The organism is Streptococcus pseudopneumoniae ATCC BAA-960 = CCUG 49455 (assembly GCF_002087075.1).
GTDB lineage: Bacteria > Bacillota > Bacilli > Lactobacillales > Streptococcaceae > Streptococcus > Streptococcus pseudopneumoniae.
Map to the genome: position 1 here is coordinate 1 of NZ_MWSM01000009.1, position 15256 is coordinate 15256.

Genomic DNA, 15256 nt, shown 5'->3' on the forward strand with positions numbered 1-15256 from the left:
TTGAACTTGAAATTTGGCCTTGGGGAATTTCTTCAAACCACATCAGCTTGGTCAGTTCTACCTGCGACCTCAAAACTTGTGCTTTGGTCAAGCTGGGTTTAGTTTCCTAGTTTGCTCTTTGATTTTCATTGAGTATAAGATTGCAGATAAAACGATAACAATCATAGGACACAGCAGAGCCAATGTTGGTCGAAGAATAGCCCCCTAATCGCTTATTTTATGGCAAAATGAAATAAAAACTAAACATTTTGTTGAGGAAGGCAAATCAATTCCTCACAATGTTCGAGAAAGAAGGGCGGACTATTCCAACTTCAACCCACTATAAAGCAGACTTACAAGATAGGGAACCCATCTCCGATAATATAATATATAGTAGAATGAAAACTGCACAATTTGATTGGGGAATTCAAACTAATTTCTCACAATGTTTGAGAAAAAGGGTCTATTATTTCAACTGCAACCTACTATAGCCCATTAAAGTTGGAATAACCCACTGAGACTTTTAAACCACTGCTGGAGAGGAGTTTGTGTCGATTTTCTTTCATTTCCCTGAAAAATCAAAAAGAGAGAACCAATCTGATCCTCTCTTACTTATAAATGGTGCTCACTCAAATGTTAAAGGAGCTATTTCTTAGAGATAAAGGAATTTGAATACAGCTACTGCCGCAATTGCTGCTGCAATAGGTGCTACTACTGGTACCCAAGAATACCACCATTTTGAATCGCCTTTATTCTCACCAAGAACTGATTTCGGAAGGAAAGCATGAAGGAGACGTGGCCCCAAGTCACGAGCTGGGTTCAAGGCAGGTCCTGTAGGTCCTCCAAGTGATGTTACCAAAGCCATAACGAGGAATCCAAGTGCCAAGTGAGCCACAGAAAGTCCTGAAGCAGTGTGTGGAGCCACCTGTGCTTTAATAGCCAAGTCAGAAAAATCAACTGTCTGTCCTGCTTGTGTTGCCATTTGTTTCATGTATTGAAGCACTTCAGCACCAAAGAAGTTTTTAGTCAAACCGAGAGCTGCAAAGAACAAAACAAATGAACCAACAAACTCGTTTACAAAACCATTAACAGTTGCTGCATAGCGACTTTCTTTTGTACCATGGTCAATACTTGAAATAGTTGAGAAAGTTCCCAAGATGTTATTTGGGTTTTCAGTTTTCAAGTAGAATGGACGGTGTGTTGCCACAACTAAGGCTTGACCAAAGATAGCCCCCAAGACTTGCGCGATAATGTAAGGTACCACTTGTGCCCAAGGGAAAAGACCGCTAACTGCAAGTCCTAGAGTGAAAGCAGGGTTGATGTGGTTCCCAGATACGTTACCAAACATCAAGGCTGGGATCATAACCCCCATACCATAACCAACAGCGATGACGAGCCAGCCACTTTGGTGACCTTTCGTACCTTTAAGTTCAACGTTGGCAACTGCACCATTCCCAAGAATGATCAAAATGGCAGTTCCCAAAAATTCAGTGGCATATTTCAGTGCCCATGTGAAATCCATTTGCTAGATTCTCCTTAAAATTTTTTAGATATTCTTTATTCTATCAATTTTTACCCTATTTAGCAACTGATTTCTGGAAATATTTTTAAAAAAATAGGATTCAGAGTTTCCCAGTCTAATGAACTTCTAAGCGTTTTTAATCTTCTCGAAAGACCTCGTTCTCAAAACCAGGAAAAAGCCCACATCTGTGAGCTTTTCCTTGTTCCTAGATTCTAAAATCTATTATTTTTCATCTTCTTTTTTCTTGAAGAATCCTAATCCTAGACCAGCTAATAAGGTCATGATACCAGCGCTAGCCAAGGTAGCATTCGCTTCTGGACCTGTGTTTGGCAATTCCTCTCTTTTATTTGTCTCAGAAGTCGGAACTTCTGGGTCTGGACTCACTGGAATTTCAGTTTTTGGAGTACCTGGTTCTGGAGTTAGCTCTGGTATTGGAGTCTCTTGATTTGGTAGTTCTGGGTTTGGTGTCGGAACACTTGGATGCTCTGGATTTGGTTGTGGGTTTGGTTTGTCTGGAGTCGGTTCACCTGGAGCACCTGGTTCCTGAGGACTTGGAATTTCTGGAATTGGTTTTTCTGGTCTTGATAAACGGTCATACCTTACCAAAATAGTCGTACCTTTTGAATCTGCTGTTACTTCTGCATTCGATACTTTTGGTAAATCTGGTTTACCATAATTTTCAATTTCTGGCGATACGACTTCGTCCCAGTTGCCTGTTGTCCATTCACCTTCTGTCACGACTTTCGTCACTTTATTACGCTTGTTGGTTCTTGTTAATTCAACTGTTTGCGTAACTGGGCTACCTACTTCGGTTGTTTCATCAGTCGCATCTACATACTTGATGGTACGGGTAACAGTTTTGCTTTCTTTAACATCTTCTGTAGCTTGTGGGTATTTCACTACTTCGGTTGTATCTGTAGTTGTTGATGTTACAGTTGCTTCCGCTACAGTTGCCTTATCTGGGGCGTCATAGTTGGTTACAGTTGGAGAGTCTTGAGAACCCCATGTACCTGTTGACCAGTCTCCTGCTGTCACGACTTTCGTCACTTTATTACGCTTGTTGGTTCGCGTTAAGGTGACGGTTTGCGTAACTGGGTTACCTACTTCTGTTGTTTCATCAGTCGCATCTACATACTTGATGGTACGGGTAACAGTTTTGCTTTCTTTAACATCTTCTNNNGCTACAGTTGCCTTATCTGGTGCGTCATAGTTAGTGACTGTTGGAGAGGCTTGGGTCGCCCATGTACCTGTTGACCAGTCTCCTTCTGTTACTTTACCTGTCACTTTGTTACGCTTGTTGGTTCTTGTTAGTTCAACTGTTTGCGTAACTGGGCTAGCTACTTCTGTTGTTTCATCAGTCGCATCTACATACTTGATGGTACGGGTAACAGTTTTGGTTTCTTGAACATCTTCTATAGCTTGCGGATATTTCACAACGATTGTCTCATCTGTGCTTGCGGATGTGACGGTCGCAGAAGAAACCGTAGCTGTTTCGGCTGGACCATAGTTTTCTACTGATGGTGAAACTTTTTCGTCCCAGTTGCCTGTTGACCAAGTTCCTTCTGTCACGACTTTCGTCACTTTATTACGCTTGTTAGTTCTTGTTAATTCAACTGTTTGCGTAACTGGGCTAGCTACTTCTTTTGTTTCGTTGGCTTTATCGACATACTTGATGGTACGGGTAACAGTTTTAGTTTCTTTAACATCTTCTGTAGCTTGCGGATATTTCACAACGACTGTCTCATCTTTGCTTACTGATGTGACGGTCGCAGAAGAAACCGTAGCTGTTTCGGCTGGACCATAGTTTTCTACTGATGGTGAAACTTTTTCGTCCCAGTTTCCTGTTGTCCATTCACCGTAGGTTACAACTCCTGTTACCTTGTTCTCAGTTTTTGTACGGCTTAAGGTTACAGGTTGAACAACATCTTCTTTGACAGTTTGGTTCGTAACTTTATCAACGTAATGAATGGTACGCGTTATAGTCTTCGTCTCAGTAGTGGTGGCTGTTTTAGGAACCACTGTTTCCTCAACATTCTCACGGTAGTAGTAGTTAACGGTTGCACCGTCTTCTGGTACAGTTCCTGTGGCATTTTCAGGAGTTGCTACCAAGGTGTATGTTGTTTTCCTTGTGATAACTCGGTCTTCTTTGTCCTCAGTTGTTGTTTTTCCTTCAATAACTTTTGCTTCTGTAGTATACTCAGAACCTATCGCTAAATCAGCTTGTACAACAGACTCTGCCAACTTCTCTTGGGTACCTTCTTTATAGTAATTGGCTGTTACTGTAGCAGTAGTAGGCGCTTCACGTTCCTCATATACATAAGTTACCGTTCTTACCCCGCTTACGATATTTCCTTCAGTAGGGGCAGAATTTTCCCCCAAATCTCTTTTGACTCTATAATGTTTCCCATTAGTCGTTGAGATAGTGCTGAGTTTTTTATCTGTGACATTATAGCTAGTACCAATCAGTTGTTTTTTATTGGTAATGTAGGTTCCGTCACTTTCTTTTTCTCCAATTCCAGTATCATTTTTCAATGATAGCAAATGCCCTTGTTCATCAACATAGCGAACTTTCACATTTCCTGAGATTAGTTCTGCCAATTCTGAGGTTTTCTTCTTTTTCTTGATTTCTTCGGTTATTTTCTTTTTCTCTTCTTCGGGAATATTTAGTTTTGGAATGATTTTTTCAACAACGGTTCGTGATGGTTCCACAGTATCTTGGATGACTGAAAAGTCAGCGAGAATTGGAAGATTATACTGAACACGGTGACTTTGAGGATTTACCCCTACTCTGTCATTATTCTCTGAAAATACTTGTACGGTATAAGAAACAACATCTTTTGCTAATAAAACATCCCCAGTAGAGAAGTAGCCACCTTTTCCTAGATTGCTATCTCCAGGACCCACTGCGTCCTTAATCTTATCAGATAGTTGTTTATCAGTCAGTACATTCGTTCGCACAATTCCTTTGTCTACCCCTACAAAGTGTGAGAAATGTTTGAAGTCTTCAGAATCAGATCTAGCCCAACCTTTATTAAGGTTATTTGCTTTTGTATTTGTATTGTCTCTCTCAAAGGTTTGGGAATCAACACCATATGTATCTGCACTTGCAGTTGCTTCTATATCTGACCCTTGAATACCTGCTTCCTTACTACCATTTCTAGCGGCGAGATAGGTGTATTTTTCTGTTTCTACTTCTAGCTGATCATCCTTAACATGATAGGTAATTTTCTTAGCACCTGGTATAAGAGTCCTCAGTAGTTTATATACTCTGTCATCAGCTTTAGCTGGAGGAGTGCTTGAGTTTAGCCAAGTTGGGGTATTAGGAGTATCTTTATCAGCAACTTTCAATAAATTATTTAATTCGTTTGATAGCTTTGAAGTTGACTGAGATGTGCTTGTGAATGTTTTTCCCCACTCTGAATCTCTTTCTTTTGATTTTTCTATACTTAAGAAGTCTTCCGTAACATTTAATACAATATCGCCTTGTTTTTTAACTTCTTCCCTAGCTTCTGCTTCCAATTGATTGTACAGTTTGGTATCTTCTTCTGTATAATATCTTCTGGGTTTACGGTGTAATGGAGTAAATTTTATTTTCTCATTACGAATTTTATTAACACGAGATTTAAACTCATCTTTAAAAAATTTGGAAATTTGGAAATTCGCCAGTTCTACATTTAAACCTTTTTTGTACAAGTTTTCATTTTGAACGATTTCGGCTACACGGTGAATGGTTTCATCGTATACCGTCTTCTCTTGGCCAGCAGTATCCTTAGTTTTAATGACTACTCGATAGGTTCCTTTAGAACCATTAATATCTGAGATATATCCTGTCACAAATTCCACACGAACACGGCTTCCGAAGCCAGGAGAAAAGGCAGTAAACTGCTTCTCTATCCCATTATATCCAACTACACCTGGAGAATATTTATTATACTTATCTTTTTCTAAAAATGGGAGATTCTTAAATTCGGTGGAGTTCTTATTAGCACGTTCATTTTGAGCACGTGGATCATACTTCGAATTATCTGAAACCGTCTCGTCACGATTAGCTCGTGTACGTCCTTTAACAAGCATAAGCATGTATTTAAAACGACGGTCTAATGCTTGTTCGTGCACAAAGATGTTATCTAAGGCATCTGCCCCAAGCATACCACCTTGTTCAATCGTACCATCTTCTTTCTTATACCAACCTGTAAAGTAACCATCTGCATTTTTCTTACCAATAACGAATTTACCTGGTCTGCCATCTTTACCTGCAATCGCTGTCCATCCACCGAAAGAATCAAGTTCTCTTATTTCACCATCTTGTAATTTATCTCCTGTACCATCTTCACTGACTTTGCCGTTTTTAAATCTAAGAGCATCCCCAAGGGTGTTCATACTACGCAAGTAAGAACGTTCATTATTTTGGAAGTCGTCTGGCATATTTTTTACAATATCCCATAATTGTTCGAGAGTCAGATTTTCCTTAGGAGTATCAAATTTCAGATGGGCATTCTTATCATCCCCACCTGTCTCTCCATCTTTAGGCACAATGACCCCGGGCTGGTGTTCTTTTACTGTGTCACCCTTACGATTGGCATCCAGTAAATCTGAATCAGTATCTGCTGTGTCTGAACCTCCCTCATTTCCAGAAGTCGGCTCTGATTCAGTTCCTGTAGCTCCATTCGATGAATCACTTGACTCCCCATCAGCTAATTCTCTTTTACTACGAGTACGAGGTTTCGTACTTTCTGGAGTTACTAGCGGATTGTCAGCTACGGGAGCATTATAGGTGTTTGCTGCTGCATCAGTATGACTGAGGTCAGTCTTGTTTTCTGGCTCTCCAATTCCAGACTGTCCTGGATCTGTCGGGTTTGCTGTCCTCTCAGCTTCCCTCGCTGACTCCACGCCCTCAGCATGAGCAATCCCAGCTCCCATCAAAAGATAGAGCGCCCCAATGACAACACTAGCTGCACCGACACTCACTTTTCGAATACTGTATTTTAATTGTTTTTCTGGACTATTCATGACTACCTCCATATATATATATCAAAAGATATATATTATAACAGATCTTATATAATAATCCTCATTTTAAATTATACAACGAATAAGGTTTAATTTCAATTTTTTAGAGACTACAAATAGGATAAACTTGACTTGTCATTTCGGTTTGTAATTAACACACTTAAATCAAAATTATGAATAGTACAGTCTTCTTCGCTCATTGACTAAAAACTTATGCTACCGTTTTACTAAAATGCTAAAAAGTGCTATAATGTGAACGGTTAAAACAATTTACAAAAAGGAGAATTTTAATGTCTTACCAAGAAAATTACCAGAAATGGGTTGATTTTGCGGAGCTTCCTGACTATCTTCGTCAAGATTTGGAAAATATGGACGAAAAAACAAAGGAAGATGCCTTCTATACAAATCTTGAATTTGGTACTGCAGGTATGCGTGGCTTGATTGGTGCTGGTACAAACCGCATCAACATCTACGTTGTTCGTCAAGCTACTGAAGGATTGGCTCGTTTGATTGAGTCAAAAGGTGGAAACGAGAAAGAACGCGGTGTAGCAATCGCCTACGATAGCCGTCACTTCTCACCTGAGTTTGCCTTTGAATCTGCGGCAGTTCTTGCTAAACACGGTATCAAATCTTATGTATTTGAAAGCCTTCGTCCAACTCCAGAACTCTCATTTGCAGTTCGTCACCTCAACTGTTTCGCGGGTATCATGGTCACAGCCAGTCACAACCCTGCACCATTTAACGGTTACAAGGTTTACGGTGAAGACGGTGGACAAATGCCTCCACACGACGCAGACGCTTTGACTACTTATATCCGTGCAATCGAAAACCCATTTGCGGTAGAAGTTGCTGATGTGGAATCTGAAAAAGCTTCTGGCTTGATTGAAGTTATCGGCGAAGCTGTCGATGTGGAATACCTCAAAGAAGTGAAGGACGTTAACATCAACCCAGCCTTGATTGAAGAATTTGGTAAAGACATGAAGATTGTCTACACACCACTTCATGGTACTGGTGAAATGTTGGCTCGTCGTGCTCTTGCCCAAGCAGGATTTGACTCTGTTCAAGTCGTTGAAGCGCAAGCAACTGCTGACCCAGACTTCTCAACTGTAAAATCTCCAAACCCAGAAAGCCAAGCAGCCTTTGCACTTGCTGAAGAACTTGGTCGTCAAGTTGGTGCAGATGTTCTTGTGGCAACTGACCCTGATGCTGACCGTGTTGGTGTTGAAGTTCTTCAAAAAGATGGTAGCTACCTCAACCTTTCAGGTAACCAAATCGGTGCTATCATGGCAAAATACATCTTGGAAGCCCACAAAAACGCTGGAACTCTTCCTGAAAATGCAGCCCTTTGCAAATCGATCGTATCAACTGACTTGGTAACGAAGATTGCTGAAAGCTACGGCGCAACCATGTTCAACGTTCTGACTGGTTTCAAATTCATCGCTGAAAAAATCCAAGAATTCGAAGAAAAACACAATCACACATACATGATGGGATTTGAAGAAAGCTTCGGTTACTTGATTAAACCATTCGTACGTGATAAAGACGCTATCCAAGCCGTTCTTGTCGTTGCTGAACTTGCTGCCTACTACCGTTCACGTGGTTTGACCCTTGCTGACGGTATCGAAGAAATCTATAAAGAGTACGGCTATTATGCAGAAAAGACAATCTCTGTTACCCTTTCAGGTGTCGATGGTGCTGAACAAATCAAAGCGATTATGGCTAAATTCCGTAACAATGCTCCAAAAGAATGGAACGCAACGGCTATCACTGTCGTAGAAGACTTTAAAGCTCAAACTGCTACTGCAGCTGACGGTACTGTTACAAACTTGACAACTCCTCCAAGTGATGTGTTGAAATATACACTTGCTGACGGTTCATGGATTGCTGTTCGCCCTTCAGGTACAGAACCAAAAATCAAGTTCTACATTGCAGTTGTAGGGGAAACAAACGAAGAATCACAAGCTAAAATTGCTAACATCGAAGCAGAAATCAATGCTTTTGTAAAATAAAGTCCTATAAAAGATGAGACAAACCAATCTCATCTTTTTTTCGTATCAAATCTAAGCAATTTTAGAAACTTTATGGCATACTAGACTTATCAATGAAAGCGAGGTAATCTCATGGAACAATTTTTAGATAACATCAAAGACCTTGAAGTCACTACAGTTGCGCGTGCGCAAGAAGCTCTTGATAAAAAAGAAACTGCAACCTTCTTTATCGGTCGCAAAACTTGCCCTTACTGCCGTAAATTTGCAGGTACATTGTCAGGTGTCGTAGCTGAAACCAAAGCCCACATCTACTTCATCAACAGTGAAGAAGCAAGCCAACTCAATGAGTTGCAAGCATTCCGCTCACGCTATGGAATCCCAACTGTACCAGGATTTGTTCACGTTGCGGATGGACAAATCAATGTCCGTTGCGACTCTTCAATGTCAGCACAAGAAATCAAAGATTTCGCAGGATTGTAAAAAATCAGCTAACAAGTCTTAAAATCACAAAAACGCATAATATAAGGTGCCAGAAAACCTTGATATTATGCGTTTTATTGTTCCTAAAACAGTTACATCAGCATTTCATTACAGAACATTTTAATTTTGGAAGTCAAATCAATTTTTAACAATGGTTTAGAAATCACAGTGGGCTATTCCATATTCAATTATCCAGATTCAATCGCTATTATCGTTTTCCTAGATTACAAAAAACTGCGTTTTGCTAATCAAAACGCAGTCTCAGCCACTATTTTATCTTACTGTCCTTCTTTTACTTCTTTGGTTGCTACATCTTCTCCAAACCATTTTTGGCTGATTTCTTGGAACTTGCCGTCCTTGTAAAGACTAGAAAAAGCTTCATTTATCTTCTTAACCAGAGTTGTATCTTCCTTACGGGCTCCAACCGCAAAAGCTTCTGTTTCTAGTCCAACTGTAAAGACATTATAATCGTTTAAAACACCTTCTGCTTCTAAATAATAATTTGCATAGACACGGTCAATCAATAGACCATCAATTCGATCATTTTTCAAATCAATCAAGGCTTCATTAAAGGTTTGGTATTGATTCGCTTCCTTATTAGCGACAATATCCTTTAAAATCGCTGGGTTTGCTTCAAAGTCCGCATAACCAGATGAACCAGCTTGAGCTCCTAATGTCTTTCCATCCATATCCTTTGCAGTCGTGATACCAGATGATTTCTTGGTCACCAATACCTGCTCATTCTTCATATATGAGTTACTGAATGCTACCTTTTCACGGCGTTCGTCGGTAGCGGAATAGCCATTCCAAATCAGATCAATCGTTCCTTTTGTCAATTCAGCTTCTTTCAAATCCCAATCAATCGGTTGCCAGTTTACTGTGATTCCGTATTTTTCAAAAACAGCTGTAGCTAAATCAATATCAAATCCTGCATAAGAACCATCTTTCTGAGCAAATCCCATTGGAACAAAAGTGCTATCAAATCCAATAGTAATAGACTTGTTAGACTCGTACTTAGACCAATTATCTCCACTAGTTTCGCTAGTATTTTTCCCACAAGCTACTAAGAACAAAGCAGTCATCAGACTGACTAATACAAGCATCCATTTTTTCATCCATTTTTCCTCCTATTTAGGTTCTACTTTCAATAATACATCTGCGATATTTTCAGCAAACTGCAAATCATGGGTTACCACAATCTGGGTCATGCCAAGTTCCCTATTTTGCAAGATCAGTTTTTCCACTTCCAAGCGTAATTCTGGATCCAGGGCAGAAGTTGGTTCATCGTAGCCAATGATTTCTGGGTCAATCATCATAGCACGCGCCAAAGCCACCCGCTGCTTTTGCCCACCAGATAGCGAGAAAGGATAGGCATCTGCGTGTCCTCCTAATCCTAACTGTTCCAAGAGTCCACTCGCCTTCTTCTCAGCCTCCTCCTGCTTCATTCCCATGGTCTTCACAGGCGATAAGGTCAAATTGTCCAGAACTGATAAATGAGGGAACAGTTGAAAATCTTGGAAGACAAATCCCAGTAGATTGCGCTTCTGTAATTCATCCAGCTCTAAGGAATCTCCATTATAAAAGATTTGCCCTGAATCAATAGTTTCAAGACCTGCAAGCATACGTAAAAGAGTTGTCTTACCTCCACCAGAAGGTCCAACGATAGCCAGGATTTGCTTTTCAGGAATACTTAGACTGAAATTAGACAGGATTTGTTTATCTCCAAAGACTTTATTGATATTTCGTAATTCTAACATGGCAGCCTCCTATCTATAATAACTATACTTCTTCTCAACTTTTTTGGAAATAATTGTCACAATCCCAATCAAAATCAAGTAAATGGCTCCTGCCAAGAACATAGGAACCAGACTAGCATCACGGTTGGCAGCTGTTCGACTAGCCAAGATAAGATCAGAAATTCCTAGAGCATAGACCAGAGAGGTATCCTTGACCAAACTCATAACTTCGTTAAAGACACTAGGAAGAACAATCTTGGTCACTTGGGGCAAGATAATATAGCGCACTGTGTCAAAAGGGCTAAACTTCAAGACCTTGGCTGCCTCATACTGTCCTCTTGGAATAGTGTCAATTCCCCCACGGAAAATTTCTGCAAAGTAAGCCGCATAATTCAAAACAAAGGCAATAATAGCTGCAGGAAGGCGGTCTAAACGAATCCCAATACTTGGGAGCACATAATAAATAAAAATCAATTGCAAGAGCAAGGGGGTGCCACGCATAACCCAGATGTAAATGTTAATCAGATAATGGAGGGGCTTCCAATGGACTTGCAAGGCAAAGGCAATCAAAACGCCCAAAGGAATCGAAAATAGCAAGACCAGTGCAAAGACCTGTACAGTCGTGCTCGCACCATTCAGTAAACTCGGTAATATCTCAAATAAATAAGACATACTGCACCTCCTAAAAGTAATTGTTCCTATTATAGCATGAATAAACAAAATAACCAACCATTTTTGCAAAAAAATTCTATCATATACAAATAAAAACCGTAGCTATCAAAAGAGATAAACTACAGTTCTATATGTTTAAACATTCTTACAATCTCTCAAACAGTTCTTGCATTTGCACATCATCTGGAACCAGTTTTAAGTAAGCTTGTGCATTGACTTTTGCTTCCTCAAAGTAGCCCAATTCACGCAAGACATAGATATAGTGTTCCAAAAACTCTGGATTGTCCTTTAAATCTCCTGCCAACTCTTGGTAATGCTCATAGGCAGTATCCAAATCGTCCATTTCTTGATAGGAACGAGCAATCATCCACTTGGTCAAGAGATTTTCTGGCTCATCGCTCTGCAAGTCTAGAATATCCTCATAACGCTCCTGCTCCAGATAAATAGTGGCTAAACGAAGCAAGATTTCTTCTGTATCCTCAGCGTCTTCTTTAGCTGTTAGGAGATAATTTTCTGCCCCACTTGCATCATGCAATTCATAAGAGAATTGCGAAGCAGCTAGCAAGAGGCGAGTTTCAAAGGGATTTTTCTCTAAGCCTTGCTTAGCGATACGCAGGGCTTCTTGAACTTGATGTTCCTTATGTAAGGCCTGGCTATAACCATATTCATAGCCTTCAAAGTCAGGAGAAATGGTATCAAGCTGCTTAAAGTAAAGGGTGGCTTTTTGGTATTCTTCTTGATCAAAGTAAAGGCTGGCCAACTCAAAAGCTGTTAGGTCATCGTATTCTAACTCCAGGGCTTTTTCTAAAAACTCAGTAGCCGTTTCAAATTTCCCTAACTGGGCATAGGCAAAACCAATTCGTTGATAGGTGGAAATGCCCGTTTGCTCATAAATAGTACGATTATCTAACTGGGCATAGCCTTGAATGGCCTCTTGGTAATTTTCCAACTCACTATCCAACTCTGCCAAACCCAATATCAAGAGAGGATCCTCTGAGTAGGTCAAAGCCTCCAGCAATTTCTCACGCGCCACATCTGTCAAACCTTCCATCTGGTAAAGATCTGCCTTCAAAGCCAAAGCCGAAACATACCAGTCACTGTCAGCTTGGATTTCCTCAAGATAAGCAAAGGCTTCTTCGATTTGACCATCCTCGCTAGCAATTGCAGCTAGATTAAGATGAAGCTCTGGGAAATCCTCTACAATTTTCAGGTAAATCTCCTTTGCCTGAGGATAAAAACCAATTCCTTCAAGATAAGTTGCCAACTCATACAGAAGGTCACTTGGATCATTTTCTAAAGCTTTGACGAAATAGTGCTCAGCCTTGGCTAAATCTTGCTCCTCCAAAGCCTGTAACATCTGTTGACTATTGTTCACTTTTGACTTCCTCGCCCTCTAATTCATATAGACCACTGACTGCCTTATACCATTCGAAAATGGCTGAAATGACAACCTTAGCAGAGGCATAAACTGGAATACCAAGTAAAACTCCCCAGATACCAAACATAGATCCTGAAGTTAACAAAACAAAGAGAACATTAATGGGATGGATGTTTAATTGACTTCCCAAAATCAATGGAGAGACAAAACGGCCTTCAATAGTTTGTTCTACGATAAAGACAATCACTACTTTCAAAAGCATAACTGGACCAGCAATCAACCCCAATACTAGGGCAGGAAGCATGGCTAGAAAGCTACCAAGATAAGGAACCAGATTTAAAATACCAGCAGTAACCCCCAACGTAACTGCATAGCGTAGACCAATAATCTTGAAGAAAATCATAAACATTACTGCTACAATAATAGCCACTGTTACTTGCCCTCGAACATAGTTGGACAACTGTTGATTCACATCTGATAAAACTTGTCCAACAGGTTCCTTCAATTTTCTTGGCATAAATTGGGTCAAATAGTTACGCAAGCCTTTCCCATCACGCAAGAGATAAAAGAGCATGAAAGGAACGATAATCAAGGCAACAATCACTTGAGAAGCTCCGCTAATAAAGGCACTCACCCAGTTGACTGCCTGAGATGAAACTTTACTTGCCCAAACTGTAGCCTGACTAGAGAAGTTTGTCAAAACCTGCTCTAACTGAGGTCTGAAATCATCTGGCAGGTGCTGGGCTACCAATCCATTAACAATCCTATCTATATCTTCTAAGTAAACAGGAACGTTTCTTGCAAAGGTCAAAACCTGACGTTGCAGATTTGGAATAGCTACTGCCAAGCCCCAAATGATAAAGATAGCGATGATGACAAAGACAATAGTGATAGCTATGACACGATTCACCTTATGCTTCTCCATCCAATCAACAATAGGATTTAATAAATAATATAGTAAACCAGATAGAATAACTGGCAGCATCACAACTGCCAAAAAGTCTAAAACAGGTGAAAATAGAAAACTAATCTTACTTAAAATAAAAAGATTCAGTCCCAATAATAAGGTTACCAAAAATACCGTAATGGCCTTGTTATCCAAAAACCACTTGAAAAACCAAGACAGGCTAAAATGTTTCTCTTTTTGTTCCATAAATACTTCCTTTCTATCGTTCTCTCATTATACCATTTTTAAATCAAAATAACTCTTTTTTAAAGTGCTTACATCTAATTGGATGTCTTTAATTGGCTTGTTTTTGTGATATAATAGTCTTATCTTTATATAGAGGTAAAGTTATGAAAGAAACTGTTTATTTTGGAACTTACACACGTCGTACTTCCCAAGGGATTTACAAGGCTGACTTTGATACAGAAACTGGTCAGCTTTCAAACCTAGAACTTTTTGCAGCTGAACCAAGTCCAACCTACCTTGCCTTTGACCAGCACCAACATTTATACACCGTTGGTAGTCAAGACGATAAGGGGGGAATTGCAGCCTATCAAACTGACGGGACTGTGTTAAATCATGTCGTTGAGGAAGGAGCTCCCCACTGTTATGTTGCTGTCGATGAAAAGCGTAATTTGGTCTATGCAGCCAACTACCATAAAGGACAGGTACTGGTTTATAAACGTCAGAAGGATGGGAGCCTTTTACTTAGTGATGTAGATCAACACAGTGGCCAAGGTCCACATGAAAATCAAGCATCTCCTCATGTTCACTATACAGATTTAACACCTGACCACTATCTAGTGACCTGCGATTTGGGTACTGACCAAGTCATCACTTATGACCTTGACCAAGAAGGAAAATTATCTAAGCTCTACACCTATCACAGCCAGCCAGGAGCAGGCTCACGCCATATCGTTTTCCATAACCACTATAAAATCGCTTATCTGATTTGTGAACTCAATAGTACTATCGAGGTTTTAATCTACGATGGTGTTGGCGAATTTGAACGTATGCAGGTTATTTCAACTTTACCAGACGGTTATGAAGGCTTTAATGGAACCGCTGCTATTCGTCTCTCTAAAGACGGTAAATACCTCTACGCTTCTAACCGTGGTCATGATTCTATCGCAGTATATACCATCCTTGCGGACGGTAGCTTAGAGTTATTAGAAATCGTTCCAACACATGGTCAGACTCCACGTGATTTTGATTTGACACCTGACCAAAAATTTCTCATTGCTGTCCACCAAGACTCTGACAATGCAACTGTCTTTAAACGTAATTGTGACAATGGTCGTCTAGCAGAACTCTCCAACGACTTCCATGTTCCCGAAGCAGTCTGCATCCGTTTTGCTCCTTAATACTCTTCGAAAATCTCTTCAAACCACGTCAGCGTCGCCTTACCGTAGGTATGGTTACTGACTTCGTCAGTTCTATCCACAACCTCAAAACTGTGTTTTGAGCTGACTTCGTCAGTTCTATCCACAACCTCAAAACTGTGTTTTGAGCTGACTTCGTCAGTTCTATCCACAACCTCAAAAC

At 40.2% G+C, this 15256-nt stretch carries 11 protein-coding genes and 4 pseudogenes; 3 read left to right on the forward strand and 12 right to left on the reverse strand.

What is annotated here, in order from left to right:
- Positions 1 to 631: 631 nt before the first annotated feature.
- The 6 genes and pseudogenes from gla to B4W83_RS13645 all read right to left on the reverse strand — a co-directional run.
- On the reverse strand, positions 632 to 1501 hold the full coding sequence (gene gla, locus B4W83_RS02095; RefSeq protein WP_000348129.1) for an aquaglyceroporin Gla: 870 nt from the start codon (positions 1499 to 1501) through the stop codon (positions 632 to 634).
- A gap of 222 nt (positions 1502 to 1723) precedes the next feature.
- A complete protein-coding gene (locus B4W83_RS13770) occupies positions 1724 to 2401 on the reverse strand; it encodes a mucin-binding protein (protein ID WP_083022218.1) in 678 nt (225 codons plus the stop codon).
- Positions 2399 to 2935, reverse strand: a pseudogene (locus tag B4W83_RS13875) (mucin-binding protein); the annotation flags it as partial. The gene B4W83_RS13770 and the pseudogene B4W83_RS13875, both read right to left, overlap by 3 nt.
- Positions 2936 to 3520: pseudogene (locus tag B4W83_RS13880) on the reverse strand (mucin-binding protein); the annotation flags it as partial.
- A pseudogene (locus B4W83_RS13235) lies at positions 3478 to 4593 on the reverse strand (MucBP domain-containing protein). The pseudogenes B4W83_RS13235 and B4W83_RS13880, both read right to left, overlap by 43 nt.
- A 1813-nt stretch (positions 4594 to 6406) precedes the next feature.
- Positions 6407 to 6523 (reverse strand): annotated as a pseudogene (locus B4W83_RS13645) (YSIRK-type signal peptide-containing protein); the annotation flags it as partial.
- Positions 6524 to 6801: 278 nt separating this feature from the next.
- On the opposite strand from B4W83_RS13645, the gene B4W83_RS02120 reads away from it, so the two are divergent.
- Together B4W83_RS02120 and B4W83_RS02125 are read left to right on the forward strand one after the other, a co-directional pair.
- The gene (locus B4W83_RS02120) at positions 6802 to 8520 is read left to right on the forward strand and encodes a phospho-sugar mutase (RefSeq protein ID WP_000121691.1); all 1719 of its coding nucleotides are present in this window, start codon (positions 6802 to 6804) and stop codon (positions 8518 to 8520) included.
- Between the two features lie 111 nt (positions 8521 to 8631).
- Entirely contained in the window at positions 8632 to 8979 is a 348-nt protein-coding gene (locus B4W83_RS02125; RefSeq protein ID WP_000434638.1) for a DUF6568 family protein, read from the forward strand.
- Positions 8980 to 9257: 278 nt separating this feature from the next.
- Here B4W83_RS02125 and B4W83_RS02135 read toward each other — a convergent pair whose 3' ends face one another.
- From B4W83_RS02135 to B4W83_RS02155, 5 genes are all read right to left on the reverse strand, one after another.
- Complete coding sequence (locus B4W83_RS02135) at positions 9258 to 10094, reverse strand: amino acid ABC transporter substrate-binding protein (RefSeq protein WP_000759194.1); 837 nt, start codon at positions 10092 to 10094, stop codon at positions 9258 to 9260.
- 12 nt (positions 10095 to 10106) lie between these two features.
- A complete protein-coding gene (locus B4W83_RS02140; protein WP_000891768.1) occupies positions 10107 to 10736 on the reverse strand; it encodes an amino acid ABC transporter ATP-binding protein in 630 nt (209 codons plus the stop codon).
- Between the two features lie 9 nt (positions 10737 to 10745).
- Entirely contained in the window at positions 10746 to 11387 is a 642-nt protein-coding gene (locus tag B4W83_RS02145; RefSeq protein WP_000120831.1) for an amino acid ABC transporter permease, read from the reverse strand.
- A gap of 145 nt (positions 11388 to 11532) precedes the next feature.
- A complete protein-coding gene (locus B4W83_RS02150; protein WP_001065939.1) occupies positions 11533 to 12762 on the reverse strand; it encodes a tetratricopeptide repeat protein in 1230 nt (409 codons plus the stop codon).
- On the reverse strand, positions 12752 to 13918 hold the full coding sequence (locus B4W83_RS02155) for an AI-2E family transporter (RefSeq protein ID WP_000435449.1): 1167 nt from the start codon (positions 13916 to 13918) through the stop codon (positions 12752 to 12754). The genes B4W83_RS02150 and B4W83_RS02155 overlap by 11 nt, the downstream gene beginning before the upstream one ends.
- 143 nt (positions 13919 to 14061) lie before the next feature.
- On the opposite strand from B4W83_RS02155, the gene B4W83_RS02160 reads away from it, so the two are divergent.
- Positions 14062 to 15075, forward strand: a complete 1014-nt coding sequence (locus B4W83_RS02160) for a lactonase family protein (RefSeq protein ID WP_000665626.1) — start codon at positions 14062 to 14064, stop codon at positions 15073 to 15075.
- Here B4W83_RS02160 and B4W83_RS12850 read toward each other — a convergent pair.
- Entirely contained in the window at positions 15072 to 15245 is a 174-nt protein-coding gene (locus B4W83_RS12850; RefSeq protein WP_007285142.1) for a hypothetical protein, read from the reverse strand. The two genes, B4W83_RS02160 and B4W83_RS12850, sit on opposite strands and share 4 nt — an antisense overlap.
- Between the last annotated feature and the right edge of the window lie 11 nt (positions 15246 to 15256).